Annotated in this window: 18 protein-coding genes and 1 tRNA gene; 2 read left to right on the plus strand and 17 right to left on the minus strand. The window is 60.4% G+C overall.

Annotation, left to right across the window (positions count from 1 at the left end; genetic code table 11):
- Positions 1-2 precede the first annotated feature (2 nt).
- The 5 genes from G533_RS0100865 to sdhC all read right to left on the minus strand — a co-directional run bounded on the left by G533_RS0100865 (position 3) and on the right by sdhC (position 6169).
- Positions 3-2852, minus strand: coding sequence for a 2-oxoglutarate dehydrogenase E1 component (locus G533_RS0100865; RefSeq protein WP_144079746.1), 2850 nt, complete (start codon positions 2850-2852; stop codon positions 3-5).
- A gap of 76 nt (positions 2853-2928) precedes the next feature.
- Positions 2929-3633, minus strand: coding sequence for a succinate dehydrogenase iron-sulfur subunit (locus G533_RS0100870; RefSeq protein WP_027948319.1), 705 nt, complete (start codon positions 3631-3633; stop codon positions 2929-2931).
- Between the two features lie 29 nt (positions 3634-3662).
- Positions 3663-5435: a succinate dehydrogenase flavoprotein subunit gene (gene sdhA / locus G533_RS0100875; RefSeq protein WP_027948320.1), complete on the minus strand. Its 1773-nt coding sequence runs from the start codon at positions 5433-5435 to the stop codon at positions 3663-3665.
- A gap of 3 nt (positions 5436-5438) precedes the next feature.
- A complete protein-coding gene (gene sdhD, locus G533_RS0100880) occupies positions 5439-5801 on the minus strand; it encodes a succinate dehydrogenase, hydrophobic membrane anchor protein (protein ID WP_027948321.1) in 363 nt (120 codons plus the stop codon).
- Positions 5795-6169 carry a succinate dehydrogenase, cytochrome b556 subunit gene (gene sdhC / locus G533_RS0100885; RefSeq protein ID WP_027948322.1) on the minus strand — a complete coding sequence of 125 codons (375 nt, stop codon included), beginning with the start codon at positions 6167-6169 and terminating at the stop codon, positions 5795-5797. Before sdhC ends, sdhD begins: the two co-directional genes overlap by 7 nt.
- A gap of 322 nt (positions 6170-6491) precedes the next feature.
- Between sdhC and gltA the strand changes: the two genes are divergently transcribed.
- Positions 6492-7784 carry a citrate synthase gene (gene gltA, locus G533_RS0100890; RefSeq protein ID WP_027948323.1) on the plus strand — a complete coding sequence of 431 codons (1293 nt, stop codon included), beginning with the start codon at positions 6492-6494 and terminating at the stop codon, positions 7782-7784.
- A 92-nt stretch (positions 7785-7876) separates the two neighbouring features.
- Positions 7877-8998 (plus strand): beta-ketoacyl-ACP synthase III, encoded by a 1122-nt coding sequence (locus G533_RS0100895; protein WP_027948324.1) that lies wholly within the window; start codon positions 7877-7879, stop codon positions 8996-8998.
- 58 nt (positions 8999-9056) lie between these two features.
- Here G533_RS0100895 and hisC read toward each other — a convergent pair whose 3' ends face one another.
- The 12 genes from hisC to G533_RS0100955 all read right to left on the minus strand — a co-directional run bounded on the left by hisC (position 9057) and on the right by G533_RS0100955 (position 23471).
- Positions 9057-10130, minus strand: a complete 1074-nt coding sequence (gene hisC, locus G533_RS0100900; RefSeq protein ID WP_027948325.1) for a histidinol-phosphate transaminase — start codon at positions 10128-10130, stop codon at positions 9057-9059.
- Positions 10131-10146: 16 nt separating this feature from the next.
- Positions 10147-10222: transfer RNA gene (locus G533_RS0100905), tRNA-Glu, on the minus strand.
- 131 nt (positions 10223-10353) lie between these two features.
- Complete coding sequence (locus G533_RS0100910) at positions 10354-11640, minus strand: putative porin (RefSeq protein ID WP_027948326.1); 1287 nt, start codon at positions 11638-11640, stop codon at positions 10354-10356.
- 118 nt (positions 11641-11758) lie between these two features.
- A complete protein-coding gene (gene phoU / locus G533_RS0100915) occupies positions 11759-12484 on the minus strand; it encodes a phosphate signaling complex protein PhoU (protein ID WP_027948327.1) in 726 nt (241 codons plus the stop codon).
- A gap of 10 nt (positions 12485-12494) precedes the next feature.
- Positions 12495-13325, minus strand: coding sequence for a phosphate ABC transporter ATP-binding protein PstB (gene pstB, locus G533_RS0100920; RefSeq protein WP_027948328.1), 831 nt, complete (start codon positions 13323-13325; stop codon positions 12495-12497).
- A 13-nt stretch (positions 13326-13338) separates the two neighbouring features.
- On the minus strand, positions 13339-15054 hold the full coding sequence (gene pstA, locus G533_RS0100925) for a phosphate ABC transporter permease PstA (protein WP_240472332.1): 1716 nt from the start codon (positions 15052-15054) through the stop codon (positions 13339-13341).
- Entirely contained in the window at positions 15054-17297 is a 2244-nt protein-coding gene (locus tag G533_RS0100930) for an ABC transporter permease subunit (protein WP_051229850.1), read from the minus strand. The genes pstA and G533_RS0100930 overlap by 1 nt, the downstream gene beginning before the upstream one ends.
- 73 nt (positions 17298-17370) lie before the next feature.
- Positions 17371-18357 (minus strand): PstS family phosphate ABC transporter substrate-binding protein, encoded by a 987-nt coding sequence (locus tag G533_RS0100935; protein ID WP_027948331.1) that lies wholly within the window; start codon positions 18355-18357, stop codon positions 17371-17373.
- A gap of 90 nt (positions 18358-18447) precedes the next feature.
- Positions 18448-19722 (minus strand): phosphate regulon sensor histidine kinase PhoR, encoded by a 1275-nt coding sequence (gene phoR / locus G533_RS0100940; protein ID WP_027948332.1) that lies wholly within the window; start codon positions 19720-19722, stop codon positions 18448-18450.
- Entirely contained in the window at positions 19719-20429 is a 711-nt protein-coding gene (gene phoB / locus G533_RS0100945; RefSeq protein WP_027948333.1) for a phosphate regulon transcriptional regulator PhoB, read from the minus strand. The genes phoR and phoB overlap by 4 nt, the downstream gene beginning before the upstream one ends.
- A 130-nt stretch (positions 20430-20559) precedes the next feature.
- The gene (locus G533_RS0100950) at positions 20560-21612 is read right to left on the minus strand and encodes a 2-oxoacid:ferredoxin oxidoreductase subunit beta (RefSeq protein WP_027948334.1); all 1053 of its coding nucleotides are present in this window, start codon (positions 21610-21612) and stop codon (positions 20560-20562) included.
- A complete protein-coding gene (locus G533_RS0100955) occupies positions 21609-23471 on the minus strand; it encodes a 2-oxoacid:acceptor oxidoreductase subunit alpha (RefSeq protein ID WP_027948335.1) in 1863 nt (620 codons plus the stop codon). The genes G533_RS0100950 and G533_RS0100955 overlap by 4 nt, the downstream gene beginning before the upstream one ends.

Consider the following 23471-nt stretch of genomic DNA (forward strand, 5'->3'; position numbering starts at 1 on the left):
TGCTAGTTCTGGTTCTCTTCGAGCCAGGTCGGTGCCAGGGCATCGTTGATAAACGCTTCCTGCTGCGCCAGGTGCAGGGCCATATAGCCCGCCGCCGGTGCCGCTGAGGGTTCCCGACCCGCGTAGCGCAGATACACATCGGGGTTATGGGCATACATCACACGCCGCATGTGATGCTGGCTGGAATACCAGGCACCCTGATTCTGGGGTTCCTCCTGGCACCAGGCGGCGTCGGTGACATTGGGGTAGTTACCGAGCACCTGCAGCAGCTCTGCCTCGGGGAACGGATAAAGCTGCTCGAGCCGAACAAGTGCCACATTCTCAAGGCCGCGCTCGCGGCGAGCGGCCAGCAAATCGTAATACACCTTGCCGCTGCAGAGAATAAGACGGGTGACCGCGGCCTTGTCGAGGTCGTCGGAGTCATCCAGCACGTTGTGGAAGTGCCCGTTCGCGAGATCCTCCAACGAGGAGACGGCTTCCTTGTGCCGCAACAGGCTCTTTGGCGACATCACCACCAGCGGCTTGCGCAGCGGCCGGATGGCCTGACGCCGCAGCATGTGGAACACCTGCGCCGGGGTGGTGGGCACACACACCTGGATATTGTGCTCTGCACAGAGCTGCAGAAAACGCTCCAGACGCGCTGAGGAGTGCTCCGGGCCCTGCCCCTCGTAACCGTGCGGCAGAAGCATGGTGAGGCCGCAAAGACGCGACCACTTGTGCTCACCACTGGTAATGAACTGGTCGATCACAACCTGCGCGCCGTTGGCGAAGTCGCCGAACTGCGCTTCCCATATCACCAGCCCGGTGGGTGACGTGGTGGCATAGCCGTACTCGAAGGCGAGCACCGCTTCCTCTGAAAGCAGTGAGTCGTAGATGTCGAAAGGGGCCTGTTCATCGCTGATATGCTGCAGGGGCACGTAACGAGAAGCATCCTTCTGGTTGTGCAGCACTGCGTGACGGTGCGAGAAAGTGCCACGGCCGACGTCCTGACCTGTAAGGCGCACGGGGTACCCCGCCTGAAGCAGGCTGGCGTAGGCCAGGGTTTCTGCGGCGCCCCAGTTCAGTGACATGGCGCCCGCCGCCATCTTGCGGCGGTCCTCAAGAATCTTGCTCACCTGGCGCTGCAGGGGGAAGCTGGGCGGCGGTGTGTTGGTCAGTTGCGCCAGCTGCTGCAGTGCATGCATGTCCATGCGGGTATCGCAGTGCAGCGTCCATTCATGGCCCAGATAGGGATTCCAGTCAACAAAGAGGCTGACGTTGGGCTCGGACACCAGGCCGCTGACCAGTGGCTCGCCCCGGTCCAGCGACTCGCGGTATTCATTGACGAGGTACTCGTCTTCCTCGGCACTGAGGACACCGTTTTCAACCAGCTTCGCCGCGTAGAGGTCGCGTGTTGTCGACTGCTTGCGAATGCGCTCGTACATGCGCGGCTGGGTCACCGAAGGCTCATCAGCCTCGTTGTGACCGCGCCGGCGATAGCACACGAGATCGACCACCACGTCGCGCTTGAACGTGTTGCGGAAATCCACCGCCAGCTGGGTGACGAAGTGCACCGCCTCGGGATCGTCCGCGTTGACGTGAAAAATCGGCGCCTGCACCATTTTGGCAACGTCAGTGCAGTACTCCGTGGAGCGCGCATCCTCGCGATCACTGGTGGTAAAGCCCACCTGGTTGTTGAGCACGATGTGCAGTGTGCCCCCCGTCTTGTAGGCACGCGTCTGGGACATCTGGAATGTCTCCATCACCACGCCCTGCCCGGCAAATGCCGCATCGCCGTGGAGAACCACCGGCACAACGGTATCCCCGGCCGGGTCTTCGCGGCGGTCCTGCCGCGCGCGCACGGAACCCTCTACCACCGGTGACACAATCTCCAGGTGTGAGGGGTTGAATGCCAGCGCCAGGTGAACCTCGCCCCCTGAGGTCATCAGGTTCGAGGAAAAGCCCTGGTGATACTTCACGTCACCAGACTTGTCGTAGACCACGCGCCCCTCGAATTCGGCAAACAGATCCGAGGGCTTCTTGCCGAAAATGTTGATCAACACGTTGAGGCGGCCGCGGTGGGCCATGCCGATGACAATTTCCTTGGCACCATAGGAGCCGATGCGCTGGACCATCTCAGAGAGCATGGGGATGAGCGACTCACCGCCCTCGAGGCCAAAGCGTTTGGTACCCGGGTATTTCGAACCAAGGGACTTCTCCAGCCCCTCTGCCTTGATCAGCCGGCGCAGGATCTGCTTGCGTATATCATCGGAAAAAGCCGGTGCGGAACGCACGGACTCCATGCGCTTCATGATCCAGTGACGCTGCTCGGTATCCACGATATGCATGAACTCGGCACCGATCGTGTTGCAATAGGTCGCCTCCAGCGAGTCGACGATCTCGCCCAGAGTGGCATCGGCCTTGCCGATGTACATGCTGCCGGTCTGGAATACCGTGTCCAGATCTGCCGCAGACAGCTGGTGGAACGACAGGTCGAGGTCCGGTACGGGTTCCCGCACGTGCAGGCTGAGCGGATCCAGGCTTGCCTTCTGGTGACCACGCTGGCGATAAGCGGATACCAGCTGTACCACCTTGACCTGCTTGCGCTCGTACTCGGTGGCCTGGGAGTCGTGGGCCACGGTCGCTTCCGTGCGCACCCGCATCTTGCTGATCTGCGCAAACCGGTCGCGGATGGTGGAATGCGGCACGTCCTGCATCTGCGCCACAGAAGAGTTGACGCGAGGCAATTTGTCGAAGTAATCCCGCCATTGTTCCGGAACGCCGTTGGGGTCCCGGAGGTAGGATTCGTACAAATCCTCTACATAGGTGGCGTTGCCGCCGGCAATATGGGAGCTCCTTTTCAGGAGCTCCATCGGACTCTCTTGCATCATGCCCTTCCGGGATTGGATTAGGCCGGTGGTGTTCCGGCTGATAGCACCGCGTTCGTAATCAGGTTGCCCGAGTCAACAGCATAGTACGAATGTGACCAATAGCCCGCGTCGGGTTCAAACCCTTGGGGCACACATTGACACAGTTCTGGATGCCATGACAACGGAAAACACTGAACGGGTCGTCCAGGCGCGACAGGCGCTCATCGGTTGCCGTGTCGCGGCTGTCAGCCAGGAAGCGATAGGCCTGCAGCAGGCCGGCCGGGCCGATAAAGCGGTCCGGGTTCCACCAGAACGAGGGGCAGCTGGTGGAGCAGCAGGCGCACAGGATGCACTCGTAGAGACCGTCCAGCTTGGCGCGGTCCTCCGGGGACTGCAGGCGTTCAATTGCCGGCGCCGGCGTGTTGTTCTGCAGGTACGGCTGGATCTTTTCGTACTGCGCGTAGAACATGCTCATGTCGACCACCAGATCACGAATCACCGGCAGGCCGGGCAGTGGCCGCACCACCAGCTTGTTGTTCTTCACCGTGGCGGACAGCGGCGTAATGCAGGCCAGGCCATTTTTGCCGTTGATGTTGAGCCCGTCGGAGCCGCACACACCCTCGCGGCATGAGCGACGATAGGTAACCGAGCTGTCCTGTGCCTTGAGCTGCTCCAACACGTCCAGCACCATCAGGTCCTTGCCTTCGGTGTCGAACTGGAAATCCTGCATGTAGGGCTGCTGGTCGGTTTCCGGGTTGTAACGATAAATGCTTACTTGCAGCATGTTAGTGACCTCTGGGTAGCTACACAGTCTTAATACGTACGGGCTTTCGGCTCAAATGTGGGCACGGTGCGTGGCTTGAAGTTCACATCGCGCTTGCCCACTCGCTTGTCTTCCGGGTAATACATGGAATGGCAGAGCCAGTTTTCGTCGTCGCGCTCCTGGAAGTCGTCGCGGGCGTGCGCGCCGCGGCTCTCCTTGCGCTCCTCTGCGGTAATCGCAGTCGCTTCGGCCACTTCCAGCAGGTTCTGCAGTTCCAGTGCCTCAATACGCGCCGTGTTGAAGGTGCTGCTGCGGTCGGTCAGGGCTGCGCCTTCAATGCGGCCGCGCAGGTCAGCCAGCTTGCGAATACCATCCTGCATGAACTCGCCCTTGCGGAATACGCCGAAGTGGTTCTGCATGACGTTCTGCAGCTCCTTGCGCAGGTCGGGGAACTTCTCGCTGCCGGTGGCCTCGTCGAGGCGGCGCAACCGGGACATGCCCTGCTCGATATCGTCCTGGGAGGCATCGCGCATCTCGATACCTTCGCGCAGCGCATTCTCGATGAACAGGCCTGAGGCGCGCCCGAATACCACGAGGTCGAGCAGTGAGTTGCCGCCCAGGCGGTTGGCACCGTGCACAGACACACAGGCAACCTCGCCACAGGCGTAGAGGCCCGGGATGATCTGGTCGTTACCCTGGGCATCCACGGTCAGGGCCTGGCCGTGCACGTTGGTGGGGATACCGCCCATCATGTAGTGGCAGGTAGGCACGACAGGAATCGGCGCCTTCACCGGATCCACGTGCGCAAACGTACGCGACAGCTCACAGATACCCGGCAGACGCGACTCAAGCACTTCCTCACCGAGGTGGTCGAGCTTCAGGAACACGTGGTCCGCCTCAGGACCGCAGCCGCGGCCTTCGAGGATCTCGAGGACCATGGAGCGCGCAACCACGTCCCGGCCGGCGAGGTCTTTGGCGTTGGGCGCGTAGCGCTCCATGAAACGCTCGCCATCCTTGTTGATCAGATAGCCACCCTCACCGCGGCAACCTTCGGTGACCAGCGTGCCAGCACCGTAAATGCCGGTCGGGTGGAACTGCCACATTTCGATGTCCTGTACCGGGAAGCCGGCGCGCAGCGCCATGCCGATGCCGTCACCGGTATTGATGTGGGCGTTGGTGGTGGAGGCATAGATGCGCCCTGCGCCACCGGTCGCGAAGACGGTCGCCTTGGACTTCACGTACACCGTTTCACCGGTTTCCATGCAGATGGCGATAACGCCTACCACAGCGCCATCCTGGTTCTTGACCAAATCGGTGGCATACCACTCGTTGAAGAACACGGTGTTGTTCTTCATATTGCCCTGGTAGAGGGTATGCAATAACGCGTGACCGGTGCGGTCAGCAGCCGCGCAGGTGCGCGCCGCCTGAGTGGGATCGTCCGGCCCCTTGGATTGGCCACCAAAGGGGCGCTGGTATATGCGCCCCTCTTCCGTACGGGAAAACGGCAGGCCCATGTGCTCAAGCTCGAAAACCGCTTCCGGGCCCACGCTACACATGTACTCGATCGCGTCCTGGTCACCGATGTAATCGGAACCCTTGACCGTGTCATACATGTGCCAACGCCAGTCGTCGTTCGGGTCGGCGCTGGCTATAGCGCAGGTAATGCCACCCTGCGCAGACACCGTGTGAGAGCGCGTGGGAAACACCTTGGAAATCACCGCGGTCTTGTAACCGGACTGCGCCAGTTGCAGCGCGGCCCGCATGCCGGCTCCGCCGCCACCCACAATCACGCCATCAAAAGAAATCGTTCGCAATGCTGTCATAACTCAATATCCCCAAAGGACTTGCACGCCCCAGACCACGTAAACAAAAAGCACCAGCGCAATCACCAGCTGTGACGATATACGCAAAACATTGCCCGTTGTTCCCATCATACGCTCGGTCAGGTAGTCAGTTACCACGGACCACAGACCAATCCAGGCATGCGCCGCCAGAGACAGTAGAGCCATGAGGCTGAAAACGCGCACCCAAGTCTGCTTGAAGAGGGCGCTCCAGCTGGCGTAGTCGACGCCGTTTGCCACAACCGCAGCGATAAACAGGAAGTAAACCAGCAAAATAACGCCGCTAACGCGCTGCACCAGCCAATCGGAAGTGCCTGAGCGACCAAAACTCGTAACTGCAGTTACCATATCAAAACCCCCGCGAGCAGAATCAGGACTACCGACAGGCCAATCACGAAGCGGGCCGCCAAAGCGCCACCCTCAAAGCTTTCACCTATGCCGAAATCCATAAAAATGTGCTTGATACCGGCCAGAGCGTGATAGATCAGGCCTGCCACTATCGCCCAGAGAATCAACTTGGCCAGCGGGCCGGTCAGCACCTCCTGCAATGTGGCAAAGTCCTCGGGGCTGCGCAGGCTCATGTCGAGTGCCCACACCAGGAAGACCATGGCGAAAAAGAGAAAAACACCGGAGGCGCGATGGGTGATCGAAGCCCATGCGGTTATGGGAAGCCGCATGCTGCCGATGTCCAGGTTCACGGGACGTTTGTCTTTCACAGTTCAATTCCACCGTTGCGGACGCCACAAAGGGCGATTAAATGGGGCCAGCCGGGGCGGCTTGGCGCTGCTGCTTTTCGCAAAAAACGTGCGGAGAAAGCGCGCAGAATTATAGAGGGATGCGTTTCTAATTACAAACCTGTACCCGCAGCGGGCAGGCCCGGCAAGCAAGTCGCGAACGTCGCCGATCTTCGGGTTTCGTGATCCGGGACTTTAGCGACCAAAAGGCTCAGGATGCTGGCAAATAGCCCCAGATCAATTGACAAAAGCTGTCGAGACTTTATAGTTGGGCACCCCACAGAACCACATCGCAGGACCTTTCATGAGCGACAAAAAAGCAACCCTGAAAGTAGACGGGCTGGACGAAACCATTGAACTCCCCGTGTACTCCGGCACCCTCGGTCCAGACGTGATCGACGTGGGTGCACTCACTTCCAGGGACATGTTCACCTACGATCCGGGGTTCGTCTCCACCGCTGCCTGTGAGTCGCAAATCACCTATATTGATGGCGGCCAGGGCGTACTGCTGCACCGCGGCTACCCCATCGATCAGCTGGCCGAACACAGCGATTACCTCGAGACGTGCTACCTGCTGCTGTACGGAGAGCTCCCGACCGCTGAGCAGAAAGAGACCTTCGTCAGCACGGTCAAGCGCCACACCATGGTGCATGAACAGATCCGCACCTTTTTCAACGGCTTCCGCCGCGACGCGCACCCGATGGCCGTCATGTGCGGCGTTGTCGGCGCTTTGTCCGCCTTTTATCACGACTCGCTGGACATCTCCGACGAGCACCACCGCCAGGTTGCGGCATTTCGCCTGATTGCGAAAATGCCCACGCTCGCCGCCATGAGCTACAAGTTTTCTATCGGCCAGCCCTTCATGTATCCCGACAACAACATGGGCTACGCGGAAAACTTCCTGCATATGATGTTCGGCAACCCCTGCGAGCCCAGCAATGTGAGCCCGGTTCTCGCGCGCGCCATGGACCGTATCTTCCTCCTGCACGCCGATCACGAACAGAATGCCTCCACCTCGACCGTGCGCCTGGCAGGCTCCTCCGGCGCCAACCCGTTTGCCTGTATCGCCGCGGGTATCGCTGCACTCTGGGGCCCTTCACACGGTGGCGCCAACGAAGCGGTACTGGAAATGCTGGAGGAAATCGGTGATGTATCGCGAATCGATGAATTTGTTTCGCGCGCCAAGGACAAGGACGACCCCTTCCGCCTCATGGGCTTCGGTCACCGCGTCTACAAGAACTTCGACCCACGTGCCAAGGTGATGAAAGAAGCGGCGGACGATGTACTGGCGGAGCTCGGCATTGACAACGATCCACTCCTGGCCATTGCCAAACGCCTGGAACAGATCGCGCTGGAAGACCCTTACTTCATCGAGCGCAAGCTCTACCCCAACGTAGACTTCTATTCCGGCATCATTCTCAAGGCCATCGGCATCCCCACCAGCATGTTCACGGTGATTTTTGCCGTCGGCCGTACCGTGGGCTGGATTGCACACTGGCACGAGATGATCAGCGGCAGCTACCGTATCGGTCGCCCGCGCCAGCTCTACACGGGTCACCCGCAGCGGGACTTCGTCGCGCTGGACAAGCGCGGCTAAAGCCCGCTGCCACCCCGAAAAAGGCCGCCCTCCTGCGGCCTTTTTTGGTTACACTCTTCCATTAACGTCACGCAACAGGAAATCCGTAGGTCATGAGCGAGGTTGTCATCAGCGGCACCGGGCTATTCACGCCCACGCAGTCCATCAGCAACGCTGAACTGGTCGAGTCATTCAACACCTGGGTCGCACAGTTCAACGCGGAAAATGCCGCTGCTATTGCCGCGGGTGAGATTGCACCCATGCAGCCCTCCTCCGCGGAATTTGTGGAAAAGGCCTCTGGCATCAAGTCGCGCTACGTGATCGACAAGGCGGGCATTCTCGACCCCCAGCGCATGGTGCCGAGAATTCCGGAGCGGCCCGACAGCAGCCCCTCCGTGCAGTGCGAAATCGCCGTTGCCGCCGCGCGTGAGGCCATGGCCCAGGCCGGCAAGCAGGCAGCCGACATTGATGCTGTGATCGTTGCCTGCTCCAACCTGCAGCGCGCCTACCCGGCCATCGCTGTGGAGGTGCAGGACGCACTGGGTATCGAAGGCTTCGGCTTTGACATGAACGTGGCCTGTTCATCGGCCACCTTCGGAATCCAGCAGGCACGCGACAGCATCAACGCCGGCAGCGCGCGCTGCGTGCTGATTCTGAACCCGGAGATATGCAGTGGTCACCTTAACTTTCGCGACCGCGACTCACATTTCATTTTCGGCGACGTGTGCACCGCGATTATTCTGGAGCGGGCTGACAGCGCCTCCGCCAGCGAGACTTACCGTATTCTGGACAGCCGGCTGCAAACACTGTTTTCCAACAATATTCGCAACAATTTCGGCTTTCTCAACCGCGCCGCTGAAGAGGGTGTAGGCAAGCCCGACAAATTGTTCGTGCAGGAAGGACGCAAGGTGTTCAAAGAGGTCTGCCCGGCCGTAGCGCGGCAGATCAGCGAGCAGCTGCAACGCCTGGACATCGCCCCCGAGCAACTCAAGCGCCTGTGGCTACACCAGGCCAACCTGAGCATGAACCAGTTGATTTCGCGCAAGGTGCTGGGGCGCGACGCAACGGCGGAAGAAGCCCCCACCATTCTGGACGAATACGCCAATACCAGCTCGGCCGGCTCCGTCATTGCCTTCCACAAACATCGCGCAGACTTTGCCCCCGGCGACCTCGGCGTGCTGTGTTCCTTTGGCGCGGGTTACAGCATTGGCAGCGTTATCCTGCAGCGCCGCTGAACTGTTCTCCCGCACCCTGAGCGTGCGAGGCGGCTCTCGCCGCCACGGCGCGACCAGTCTAGGCGCTATCGACGGCGAGTAACTCCGACAGCGCCTCAAGCAACGCTTCGCACTGGGCATCGGTACCCACGCTGATACGCAGGAAGCTCGAGATCCGCGGCTTATTAAAATGCCGCACGATGATCCCGCGCTCCCGCAGGGCCAGAAACAGCGCCTGCGCATCGTATTGCGGTGCTGGTGCAGCAAACACGAAATTTGCACTCGAGGGCAACACCTGAAAGCCGAGCTGCTCCAGCCCGGCGGTAAGGCGGGAGCGGCTGGCAATCACCTTGTCGCAGGAGGCCCGGAACCACTCTTCATCCGCTAGCGACGCCAGCACAGCGCGTTGTGCCACGGCATCCACCGGGTAGGAATTGAAGGAATTCTTGACCCGTTGCAGGCCGTCAATCAAGTCCGCGTGACCAAACGCCACACCCACACGCAAGCCGGCAAGTGCCCGCGACTTGGACAGGGTTTGCACCACGAGCAGGTTGTCATGCTCGTTCACCAGGGCCACCGCCGACTCGCCACCGAAATCAATGTAGGCTTCATCGACGACCACCACGCTGTGGGGATTCGCCTTCAGCAAGCGACGTATGTCACCAAGCCCCAGCAGCATACCCGTGGGAGCATTGGGGTTGGGCAGGATAATGCCGCCGTTGGGCCGCGCATAATCTTCAACCGCAATACTGAAATCATCACCCAGCGGCACACACTCGCCGGCGATGCCGTAGAGATCACACCACACAGGGTAGAAACTGTAGCTGATATCCGGAAACAACAGGGGCGCATCGTGTTGCAGCAAACCCATGAACACATGCGCCAGCACCTCGTCCGACCCATTGCCCAGGAATACCTGTTCCGGCTGTAATCCCGCTGCGCTGGCAAATGCCGCGCGCAGCGCTACGGACTCCGGATCGGGGTAACGCCGCAAGGCATCGCCATCCACTTCGTGAATGGCATCCAGCACACGTGGCGACGGTGGGTAAGGACTCTCGTTGGTATTGAGCTTGATCAGACGGGGGTGCCGCGGCTGCTCGCCGGGCACGTAAGGCGTGAGACGCCGCACCACGTCACTCCAGTAACGACTCATGAGCAGTTCCGATAAATGGCGTCCCCTAGGGGGTTCGAACCCCTGTTCCCGCCGTGAAAGGGCGGTGTCCTGGACCACTAGACGAAGGGGACGCAGACGCATCGGCCGAAATGCCGAGGCCCATATTGTAATCAAGCCACGCCGGGCAACGCAACGCGATTGCACTGGCATGGCACCAAAAGCGTATAGCCCCCCGTGTCGCGCCAGGCGCAGCCTGCGGGGATCAGTACTTGAAGGATGTGTCGAAGATCACCCGGTCATAATCAATCGGGTCATCGAAGCGACTGCTCAGGGTTTCGTTGTCGATGAACAGCGTCAGGCCAACGTGCCACTGCTTGTCCACTGCAAACACGGCACCGAGCTTGTGACCGCGCACATCCGTGCCACCGCCACCGATGTTGGAGTCACTGAGCAGCGCCAGCAGGGAGTCCGCCTCGATCGACGCGAACTCGTAGGCGACCTGCCAGCTGCCCGCAGCGCTGGCCTTGCCCAGGCGCGCGCCGGCCGACCAGGCGGTATCCTCGTCGTCTGCATCCAGGTTCTGCGCGTAGTGGCCGTACACGGCGGCAGGCATACCCAGGCCATCAATATCCAGTGTCGCAAAGAGTTCAAGCTCTTCGTAGTTGTTGTCGTAGGTACAGAAGGTGAGCAAGATCGAGTCACAGCTGAAACTGTTGCCAAAGAACACGTCGGAGCTACCGTAGTAGGTGTTCTTGCCCTTGACCGGCATATCGATATAGCCACCACCCGCCGTCAGGCCGAGGGTCTCGCCCAGTGCCAGGGTAAAACCGGACTGTACACCGTAGTAGAACGCGCTGTTGGCGCGCACGCTGTCACTGTCGAGCGCGTGTGCAACGGCATTCACGAACACCGCGTCATTCGCCCAGCCCAGGGCAATACCCTCTGGCGTGTAATCCGAGTCCCAAAGCAGCCCCGAGCCCTCCGGACGATACATGGGGTTTTTCATTTTACCCACAGTCGCGTAAGCGCCCGTGAAAGGCCGCCAGGTCGCCCAGGCCTGATCCAGGTACAGGTCCTTGCTCTGACCGCCACCGCCCAGGGTGGCGTTGCCGGACACCGGCGAATCATTCCCCGCCGCCACTTTCAGCCCAACCTGCACATCCTGTGGTAGCTGTGCAACAAACCCGGCCCGCGCTCGCACACGGTGACGCGTGCGCACAACGCGCTGGCCGATATCGATTTCTTCGTAGCGGTAACGGAAGTCACCGGAAAACTGCAGGGTATCCTCGGCACCCGTGGGCGCTGCGCGCAGCGGCACCGCTGCCACCTGCTCCCGGGTGAGGCGAATCTCGGACACGGCATTAGCGGTATTCTCGCGCAGCTCCGCGTTCTCTTCTTCCAGCGCCGCCACGCGGGCCATCAGGCCCGCCATCTGCGCCTGCAGCCGGGCAAAGTCGGCCTCGCTGACCGCCGCGACAGCGGTTCCGGGTGAAACCACAGAAGCAAGAGATGCGGCGGCGACTGCCAACCCCAGGGAGAGTCTGTTCATGATTGTTCCTCGTCTGCCTGTGCATGCGCCGCCGCGCATGACACTTAAATGTCAATATTATGCGATTTTTATGACATTTTCATGACAACGGCGAAGTCTTGCGCGCAGAGGGAGCGAACTACTGGTGCTCTTCAACCTGCGCTACAAGGTCATCCGGCTCTACATGACGCACGTCGAGGCCGCGGACCAGATAGATGACATGCTCAGCGATGTTGCTCGCGTGGTCACCCACTCGCTCGAGGCTACGCAGAGACCACATCTGACCCAGTACAGGACCAATGGTCCGCGGATCTTCCATCATGAAGGTCACGAGGCTGCGCATGGCACTCGCGTACTCGGAGTCGACCTCCCTGTCCGCGATGACCGTCTGCACCGCCATATCGACATCCAGGCGGGCGAACGCATCAAGTGCCCGTCGCAACATGTCGCTCACGTGATTGCCGATGTGGCGAATCTCGACGAAGCTGCTGGTGTTTGCAGAGCCGTCTTCCGTTGCTTTCACCGCCTGGCGCGCAATCTTGCTCGCCTCGTCACCGATGCGCTCAAGGTCGGTTGTGACTTTGGATATCGCCAACACCAGACGCAGGTCGCTGGCGGCGGGCTGGCGCCTGGCGAGAATACGTGAGCACTCCTCATCAATGTTGATTTCCAGTTCGTTGACCTGTTCGTCACCGGCGATGACCTCTTCCGCGAGGCCGCTGTCGCGATTCAACAGGGATTCAACCGCCTTGCCAATCTGCTGCTCTACCAGCCCGCCCATTTCCAGCAGGTGGTTTTTGACTGACTCCAATTCGGCGTTGAACTGGGCGGAGATATGTTGCTTGTAACTGTCCTGATGGAGCATGGCGTTGTCCTCAGCCGTAACGGCCGGTGATGTAATCCTCGGTCTGCTTCTGTTCCGGGTTGGTGAACAGAGTATCGGTATCGTCGTACTCAATCAATTTGCCCATGTACATGAACGCGGTCATATCCGACACGCGAGCAGCCTGTTGCATATTGTGGGTGACGATCACGATGGTGTAGCGCGACTTCAGCTCATAGATCAGCTCTTCGATCTTGAGCGTGGAGATGGGGTCCAGTGCCGATGCCGGTTCGTCCAACAAGAGCACTTCCGGCTCCACCGCAATGGTGCGGGCAATCACCAAGCGCTGCTGCTGACCGCCGGACATGCCCAGCGCGCTCTCGTGCAAACGGTCCTTGACTTCATCCCACAGGGCCGCTGCGCGCAGGGATTTTTCAACCACCTCATCCAGTACACGTTTCTTGTTGATGCCCTGGATACGCAAGCCGTAAGCCACATTTTCGTAAATGCTCTTCGGGAACGGATTGGGTTTCTGGAACACCATGCCGACACGACGGCGCAACGCGGCCACGTCAACGCGGCGATCGTAGACATCCTCATTGTCCAGCAGCAGGCGGCCCTGCACCCGGCAGCCATCCACCAGATCATTCATGCGGTTGATACAGCGCAGCAGGCTGGACTTGCCACAGCCACTGGGGCCAATAAACGCCGTTACCCGCTGACGGGGTATCTCCAGGTTGATATCAAACAGCGCCTGCGAGTTCTGGTTATAGAACAGATTGAGGTTTTCCATGCGCAGGCTGGTTTCCGCCGGCCCTGCCGGGCCCTCAGATGGCGCCTGATCACGTTTCAGTGCCTGAATATCCAAAGCGTGGGTTTGCATGACAGGTTCCTGTTTAGTGTTCGAGTGACTTGTAGCGTTCGCGCAGCCTGTTGCGCAAACTGACGGCGGCCAGATTGAGCAGGGCGATAATCAGCACCAGCAACAAGGCTGTTGCATACACCAGCGGGCGCGCTGCCTCCACGTTCGGGCTCTGGAAGCCGACGTCGTAGATGTGAAAGCCCAGGTGCATGAACTTCTGGTCGAGATGCAGGTAAGGGTAGTTGCCGTCCAGCGGCAGCGTGGGCGCGAGCTTCACCACGCCAACCAGCATCAACGGCGCGACCTCCCCTGCCGCCCGGGCAACGGCGAGAATAAGGCCGGTCATCATGGCCGGGCTGGCCATGGGCAATACCACCCGCCACAGCGTTTCCGCGCGGGTGGCACCCAGCGCGAGAGAACCCTCGCGTACGGTGGAGGGAATACGTGCCAGCCCCTCCTCAGTCGCCACGATAACCACCGGCAGCGTGAGCAACGCCAGGGTTAACGATGCCCACATGAGACCCGGCGTGCCGAAGGTTGGACGCGGCAGCGAGGCGGGAAAAAACAGCTGGTCCAGCTCGCCACCCACAAAGTAGACAAAAAAGCCCAGGCCAAAAACACCGTAAACAATCGAGGGCACCCCGGCCAGGTTGTTCACTGCCACGCGTATGGTACGAGTGACAAAACCCTGACTGGCGTACTCGCGCAGATACACCGCCGCCACAACGCCGAACGGCGTGACGATGATGGACATCAGAATCACCATCAACACCGTGCCGAACATGGCCGGGAACACCCCGCCCTCGGTATTGGCTTCACGCGGCGGCTCGGAGAGAAACTCCCAGAGGCGCTCGACATACATCGCCATCTTGGCGAACACGTTCATGGCATTGGGTTGGTAGGCACGCACCACCTTGGCGATGGGCAAGGTAACCACGCGACCATCAGCCAGCTCGGCGCTATAGCTGTGGTCTTTTATGCTGTCGTACAGTGTGTAGAGTTGCTCCTGCAAAGCGCGGAAACTGGCTTCCTGTTCTGCGCGCTTGCTCGCCAGGTCGGCCTGGGCCGCCGCATCGAGGCGCCCCTCCAACTCAAGCCCGCGCTCGCGCAGGCGCAGGCGCTCCAACTCGTAGTTGATGGCACCAATCTCGCCCTGCTCGATCTCGTGGATTTCCTCGCGCACGGCAACGGTGTCGACAATCAAGGCCTGCATTGCCTCCAGGGTCGCCGCTTCGCCGTGCTCAGCTACGGTCACCGGGTCTTCGCCGAACCGGCTGACAGCGCGCAGGTAGCCGTAGAAGTTGCCCCACTCAAGGCGTTCCACGACCAACACGTCGAGAGGATAGCGGCGGGGGCCGAACTGCTCATCGATAAGCCAGGTGAAGTCCGTGCCGAGAAAATCGCGGTTGCCCTGCTTCATCAGGGTACGCTGATAAAACGGCCCCGGACCCTGCAGCTCAAAACCGGCCTCGCGCAACTGTGCACCCGGGACTTCGACCTGTTCGACGACCTCGCCCAACAGCTCACGAGTCTGCCCCTGGTAGCTGACGGAGACCGCCAGCACATCCGCCGGCCAGAAGTGGCTTAGTCCGCGCACAGCCAGCAGTAGTAGCAGCCCCACCACCGCAATCACACTCACACTCACCGCGGCGCCGTTAAGCCATATCAGCGGATCGCCGCCGCGCAACCACTTGCCCACACCGGGAGCACGGTCGCTGTGAAGTTCCTGCTCGTTGATCATCCTGTTCATCAAAGTGACCCGTACTTGATGCGCAACCGCTGCCGAACCAGCTCGGCCACGGTGTTAACCATGAAGGTGAACATGAAGAGCACAAAGGCAGCCAGGAACAGCACACGGTAGTGCGTGCTATCCACTTCGGCTTCCGGCACTTCCACCGCAATATTCGCCGACAGCGTACGCATGCCTTCAAAAATATTGGCATCCATGATCGGCGTGTTGCCCGTCGCCATCAGCACGATCATCGTCTCACCCACCGCGCGGCCCAGGCCGATCATAAGGCCGGAAAAAATACCCGGACTGGCCGTGGGAATCACCACACCCACCAGGGTCTGCCAGGGGGTCGCTCCCAGTGCCAGGCTGCCATAGCTCAAATGCTTGGGCACCGAGAAAATCGCATCCTCCGCAATCGAGAAAATAGTGGGGATAACGGCCATACCCATGGCGATACCGACGACCAGCGCGTTGCGCTGATCAAAGGAGATGCCCAGTTCCGTGGTAATCCAGCCGCGCATGTCACCGGCAAAGAACCACAGTTCCAGCACGTCGTTACTGGCGAAACTGGCGTAACCGATAAACAGAACCACCGGAACCAGCACCGCGGCATGCCAGCCGTCGGGCAAACGGGCGCGAATCGCCAGTGGCAGGCGCGACCAGAGAAAGGCGAACAGGATCACGCCAACAGGCAGCGCCAGCATCAGGGTGACCACGGCTGTCAGCTTGTCTTCTATCAGCGGTGCCAGCCAGAGGCCGGCGAGGAAACCGAGAATCACGGTGGGCAGCGCTTCCATAAGCTCGATCACGGGCTTGACCTTGCGCCGCAGCGCCGGCGCCATGAAATAGGCCGTGTAGATGGCACCGCAAATCGCCAGCGGCGCGGCAATCATCATGGTATAGAACGCGGCTTTCAGGGTACCGAAGGCGAGCGGCGCAAAACTGTACTTGGGCTCGAAGTCATTGTCTGATGCGGAGGACTGCCATACGTGAGCCGGCTCATCATAACTTTCGTACCACACCTCGCTCCACAACGCCGACCAGGAGACATCCGGGTGTTCGTTATCGATGTGCCAGCTGCGCAGGCTGCCATCGGCGTCCACCAGCAGCAGCGCGTCAGCACGCGGGGAGATAGCGGCTGCACCCGCGCCCAGAGGCAGTGCACTTTCACTCAACAGGCGCCGATGCGACGTGGTGTGATAGATCTGCACCTCGCCCTGCCGACCCAGCGCCACAAACCCCTTGCGGCGATGTTCCGGCAACAGCGTGGCGATGCTGACACCATCCGTATCAAATTCGCGAACGCGCTGCAGGCGGTGTCCACCCTCCCCGTCGCGGACCATGAAATACTGCACCAGCTCGGCACGGTCAGAGGCTGCAAGCAGGGAAATGCCGCCCAGCAGCATGGCGCTCTCGCTCAACTGACCGCCGCCGGAAAACAGTTCACCGCGGCTCGCCACCTCAAGCTTGCCCGTCCCGTCACGCTGCCGCAGGTTGATAACGGCGAAGCCACCCTTGCTGTCGATGTGGTAGAGCCAGTGCAGGTTTTCGTCGATATGAAAATCCGCCGTCTCGCCTGCGAGTGTTGGCAAAGGCAGTATTTCCAGGTCGAAATTCACCTCGCCGGTGAGGAAGTTTTCCGAACGGTTATAGCGCTGAGCGTGCAGGGCACCTGCGGCGTCCTGGGCAACAACCAGCAGCGCATCGTCATTGTCACCCAGCGCCAGCTTCTGCAACGGGCCCTCGCCGATGCGAATGGCAAGCTCCGGATACAGACGCTCAACTCGCGGCGTAATCAGGCGCTCCCCACCCGGGTAACTGAGGCGGTATTCATGCGCGTGCACAGACACCGCGCCCGAGGTGTGGGCAACTGCCAGCAAACGCTTGCCTGCGCTCTCTTCTGCCACCGCAGATACCGGACCCAGGTCAGTGGCCAGGTCCGCTTCGAGCACTACGCGCCCGCTATCCAACTGGAAAAAGCTGCCGCGCGCATCGGCAAATACCGCAAAGCCCATTTCCGTCTGCTCTTCCACGGCCAGATACAACGGCGCGGATGCAAAGGGTGAGGCCACCTCGGAACGCTTCTCTATCGAGGCATTGCCGAACAGGGGCAGCACCTCGTAGAGCAGGTAGAAGAAAATCAGCAGGATGGCGACCAGTACGCCAGCGCCGCCTGCCGTGACAGACACGGTGGCGGCGCGATCCTTGAAATGCCTCCAGCGGGGTGTGAAGGGAGACACGTGTTCGCTCAATTTAGTCAAGACAGAATCACTCGATCGGCGATTGTCGGCACCAGCCAGGCTGCAGGCAGCCTGGCCTGGCGATTCTCATACCTTACAGGCCCAATTGCTGACTGTAACGGTCCACGACTGCCGCGGGCAGAGGAATGTAACCGTCTTTCAACACAACATCCTGCCCCTGGCGCGAGAACACCAGCTTGAAGAACTCGCGCTCCAGTGGCGACAGCGGCTTGTTCGGGTCCTTGTTCACATACACATAAAGGAACCGCGCCAGTGGGTACCTGCCATTGATGGAGTTTTCCGCATCCGCCTCGACGTAGGCGCCGCCCTCGTCCTTGCTGATGGGAACCGTGCGCACGCTGGAGGTGCGGTAGCCGATGCCTGAATAGCCGATGCCGTTGATGGAGGTGGACACCGACTGCACCACTGAGGCCGATCCGGGTTGCTCATTGACACTGTTCTTGAAGTCGCCTTTGCACAGTCCAACGGTCTTGAAATAGCCGTAGGTACCGGAAACGGAATTGCGACCGAACAACTGCATATCACGGCCTTCCCAGGCACCGCCAAGGCCCAGTTGCCCCCACTGGCCAATATCCTGCGCCGCTCCGCATTTGCGTGTAGAGGAAAATACGGCGTCCACCTCGGCAATCGACATACCCTCGATCGGGTTGTCCTTGTGCACGTACACCGCAAGCGCGTCGATAGCGACCGGCACTGCAGTCGGCTTGTAGCCGTACCGTGTTTCGAAGGCCTCGATCTCCTTGTCGCGCATGTCACGGCTCATCGGGCCGATATTGGCTGTGCCCTCAGTCAGCGCCGGCGGCGCCGTGGAAGAGCCTGCGGCCTGAATCTGTATGTTGACGTTGGGGTAGGCGCGTTTGAAGTCCTCAGCCCAGAGGGTCATCAGATTGGCGAGTGTATCGGAGCCGATGCTGGAGAGGTTACCCGACACGCCACTGGCAATTTCGTAGTCCTTGAGACCGGGATCCAGCTCCGCCAATGCAACCGGCGCCATGCCCAAAACGAAAGCGCTGGCTCCCGCCACTGCTACCGACTTTCTCAGCCACTGTTTGATCGACATAAAGCACTCCTGTGTATAGCGGAATTGGACGGGGCACACAGTACCGCCAAGATGTGACACTATTATGACAATGGCATGTCGGGACGCACGTCAGCGCCGAAATGCCAGGGTAAAGGTACTGCCTTTGCCCAGTATACTGGTAATGCGCAGCTCCGCACGGTGCCCCGCAGCGATGTGTTTGACGATCGCCAAGCCCAGCCCCGTACCCCCGGTCGCCGAGGAGCGGCTGTCGTCAACGCGGTAGAAGCGCTCTGTGAGCCGCGGGATATGCAGGGCATCAATGCCAATGCCCTCGTCCTCTACCGCCAGAAGCAGCTCATCGTCACGCTGCCGCCACGAAACTGTCACCGAACTGTCATTTTTGCTGTACTTGAAGGCGTTGAGAATGAGGTTTGAGACCGCACTGTGCAGCTCACGGTAGTCACCGGGGATCTTTTCCCGGGTGTCCAGCTGCAGCGACAGCGTGCGCTCGGGGTACAGGGTCCTCAGCTCATCCACGAGTTCCTGCAGCAGGCCCGCGATATCGACCTGCTCGCGCCGGGCCTGCGTGCGCACGCTCTCCAGCCGCGACAGCCAGAGCAGATCCTTGAGCAGGCTCTCCATGCGCTCGGTCTGCTGTGACATCTGCTCCAGCGGGCGCCGAAAGCGTGCCTCAAGTTGCTGCGCGTTCGCCAGGATCATCTCGAGGTAACCCTTGATGACCGTCAGCGGCGTGCGCAGCTCGTGCGATACGTTACCGACGAAATCGCGCCGCATCTGCTCCAGATGCGCCTCCTTGGTCACATCGCGCACGAAAACGAGGCGGTCACCGTTGCCGAAAAGCGTGATGGCAAACTGCAGCGTCTGCTCGCGCTCTCCCTGCATGCGCAGTTGCAGCGGGTCATCAAAGGCACCCGCAATATAGTAGCGGTGAAAGGCGGGCAAGCGCACCAGGTTCAGCAGGGCCTGGCCGCGGTCTGCCGGGTAGCGCAGTCCCAACAGGCGCTGCGCGGCCTGATTGCTCCACTCGATCGAGCCGGCGGCTGTGATCATGATGGCGCCATCATGCATTGATGACAGTGAATCCTGCAGGTAGTCCAAGCGTGACCGCAGATCACTCTCGCGCTCCCTGGCCTTGCGCTGCAGCTGGTAGAGACGATCGTACATCTCCCCCCAGAAACCCAGCGCCTCCGGGGGCTCAATGGCAGGGTCCTCAAGCCAGCGCAGCAAGCGGCGCATCTGCCACAACCAACGCATGGCCAGCACAATCAGCGCAACGGAAAGTAACTCCCAGGGCAGGCCCAGCGGCCAGCCCACGGCCAGTGCCACGGCAACCAGCACAACCAGCCGGCGCAGCTCTGCCAGCCAGGCAACCTGTGGACTCACCGCGCGGGAACGCCGCGGGCAGAGAAGCGATAACCGGTACCGCGAACGGTTTGCACAAGGTCACTGTAATCGGCCTGGGGGGTTTGCAGCGCCTTGCGCAAGCGGCGGATATGCACGTCCACCGTGCGTTCCTCAACGTAAACGTTCGCGCCCCAGACCTGATCGAGCAATTGACTGCGGGTATAGGCGCGCTCAGGGTGTGACATGAAAAACTGCAGTAGATTGAATTCCGTGGGCCCCATATCGACCGGCTCATCCAGCAGGAAGATACGTCGGCTTTCGCCATCGAGTACCAGTTCCGCCACCTGGATGCGATCCTGCTCATCCCCACCCGCGGAGCGACGCATCAGCGCCTTGATGCGGGCGATCAGCTCACGCGGCGCGAACGGCTTGGTAATATAGTCGTCAGCGCCTACATCGAGGCCCTGGATGACGTTGTCTTCAGCAGTCTTCGCAGTCAGCATGATCACCGGCACGTCGCGGGTGGTATCGGTGCGTTTCAGGCGCCGCAGCAGCTCCAAGCCGCTGCCGCCGGGCAGCATCCAGTCCAGCAGCACCATATCGGGGCGCTCGTCGACGATCAAGGTGAAGGCATCCTGGATATTCTCCGCTTCCAGACAGCGGAATCCCGCGATTTCCAGCGCCATGCGCAACATGTCGCGAATGGCAAACTCATCATCAACAATTAATACCTGACGTTCATTCATTGGTCACATTGTCCCCTCATTCGCACTGGATAGTGCGTATTAGATGAGGAAATTGTGACAATAAAATGACGATAGCCCCTCTGTCACGGCTTTTCCGCCGTCTCAGAGGGGCTTCTGGCGAAATTCCTGCCTAACGCAGGCTTGCGTTGATGTTCGCCAGCACCTTGTCACCGGGGCAGAGATCTTGCTCGGTCAGGCTGTTCAGCGGACGGCGCGAGGTTTCCATGACGTCGTGCAAATCCCGAGAGTCCTTGTCCATGTAAATGAGGCCCGTGAGTATCTGGCCCTCGGCGCTGTGTTTCTGCAGCGCTACCATGGCGGACACACGGTCGAACGGGTCCAGGTCCGGGGCTAGCTTCTCCAGGTGCAACACGGAGCCATCGTGCAGCGTGACGTCCTGGGTACGGCCTGCCGGATAGCTGGCGGTGATTTCCTCGCGCATTGGCACGAAATCCACCGTACCGGTAGCTTCAGCATGTTCACGCACGAAATCGTAGCTCTTGGTAGAACCCGGGTTGTTGTTGAAGGTTACACAGGGCGAGATGACATCAATCAGCGCAAAGCCGCGATGCGAGATGGCAGCCTTGATCAGCGGCACCAGCTGGCCCTTGTCGCCGGAAAAGCTGCGCGCCACAAAGGTGGCCCCAAGCTGCAGGGCGAGGCCCGGCAGGTCGATGGCGGAAAAGGGGTTCGGGTCGCCCTTCTTGCTCGCCGACCCGGCATCGGCGGTGGCTGAGTCCTGCCCCTTGGTCAGCCCGTAGCAACCGTTGTTCATGACGATATAAACCATGTTCAGGTTGCGCCGCACCGCGTGGGCAAACTGCCCCATGCCGATGGATGCCGTGTCGCCGTCGCCGGAGACACCCAGATAGAGCAGATCCCGATTGGCCATATTGGCACCGCTTACCACCGAGGGCATGCGCCCGTGCACGGAGTTGAAACCGTGAGACTTGCCCAGGAAATAGGTGGGTGCCTTGGACGAACAGCCGATACCGGACAACTTGGCAATCCTGTGCGGCTCCAGCGCCAACTCGTGGCAGGCGCGCACGATGGCACCGGATATGGAATCGTGGCCACACCCCGCACACAACGTGGAGATGGCGCCTTCATAGTCGGCCCGCGTGTAGCCGAGCGTGTTGACCGGCAGATCCGGGTGACGGAATTTGGGAAGCTGATAGCTCATGAGCTGATCTCCGCGCCGGCGACCACGCGCTCGCGACGCAAGGGGGTAACGTTGTAGCCGGGCATCTGCTGCAATATCTGCTTGCGAATATTCCGGGCACTGATGGGATTGCCGTCGAAACAGAGTACGGACTTCAGTTTGTCCGGACCCAATTCAAACTCGGCCATAAGCAGCGTACGTAATTGCGCATCGCGGTTCTGCTCAATGACAAAAACACGTTCGTGACGCGCGATAAAGTCCGCGACTTCGTGGTTGAAGGGGAAGGCTCGCACACGCATGGCATTCAGCGGCACGCCGTCTTCGGCCAGGTAATCGCGGGCCTCCATCGAGGACTCTTCGCTGGTGCCGTAAAACAGGATTGCGGTATCAGTGCCCTGCTCGCTCTGTGTTTCCACCGGGCGCGGCACCCATTCCTTGATGGTCTCCCACTTCGCCATGAGGCGATGCATGTTCTTCTCGTATTCCTCGCCCTTCTCGGTATACACCGCATATTCGTCGCGCGAGGTACCACGGGTGAAGAACGCGCCTTTGTCCGGGTGGGTACCGGGAATGGTGCGATAACAGATGCCGTCGCCATCGACGTCCAGATAGCGTCCGTAGCGTTCCATTTCTTCCAGTTGCTCTGCATTCAGAACCTTGCCGCGGTCGTAGCGACGCGCATCGTCCCAGGTCAGTGGCGGCGACATATTGTCGTTCATGCCCAGGTCGAGGTCGGTCATGAGAATGATGGGGGTTTGCAAGCGCTCCGCCAGATCAAAGGACAGTGCGCCGAAATCGAAGCACTCCCTGGGTGTGGACGGGAACAGCAACACCTGCTTGGTGTCGCCGTGGGAAGCATAAGCGGCGGACAATACGTCGGACTGCTGCGTGCGGGTGGGCATACCGGTGGACGGCCCTGCTCTCTGCACGTCAAACAGCACCGTGGGAATTTCGGCAAAGTAGGCCAGGCCGAGGAACTCGCTCATCAGGGAGAGGCCCGGGCCACTGGTGGCGGTGAATGCCCGCGCGCCATTCCAGCTTGCACCCACCACCATGCCGATGGCGGCCAGCTCATCTTCCGCCTGCAGGATCGCGTAGTTCTTGCGCCCCGTGCCCGGGTCAATGCGCAGCCGTTTGGCGTAGCGATCAAAGGCATCAACCACGGATGTGGACGGTGTGATCGGATACCAGGCCGCCACCGTGGCGCCGCCGTAAATGGCACCCAGGCCAAGGGCAGTGTTGCCGTCGAGTAGGATATTGTCGCCCACCTTGTCAGAGGCGCGCACACGAATGCCAAGCGGGCAATCGAAGTGTTCCTGGGCGTACTGGTAGCCGAGCTCGAGCGCGTGGATGTTGGGCAGAATGAGCTTGTCCTTGCCCTTGAACTGGTCTTCCACCAGGCCCGTGAGCACGGCGAAGTCGATATCCAGCAGCGCTGCCAGCGCCCCCACGTAGATCACGTTGCGAAACAGCTGGCGCTGTCGCGGATCCTCGTATTCCTCGTTGCACATACGCGTGAGTGGGATGCCGATGATGTTGACATCATTGCGCATCAGGCGCAGGTCGAGGGGCTTGGTGTTGTCGTAGATGAAGTAGCCGCCCGGCTCCACTTCCTTGATGTCCTGCGGCATGCTCTGTGGATTCACCGACAGCATGATATCCACGCCGCCGCGGCGGCCGAGGTAGCCGCGCTCACTGACGCGCACTTCGTACCAGGTCGGCAGGCCCTGGATGTTGGAGGGGAAAATGTTCTTGGGGCACACCGGCAGCCCCATGCGGAAAATAGCCTTGGCAAACAGGTTGTTGGCGCTGGCGCTACCGGTGCCGTTTACGTTGGCGAACTTGATGACGAACTCATTGACTGATTGCAGCGCTTGCAT

It is taken from the genome of Haliea salexigens DSM 19537, from assembly GCF_000423125.1.
Lineage (GTDB): Bacteria > Pseudomonadota > Gammaproteobacteria > Pseudomonadales > Halieaceae > Haliea > Haliea salexigens.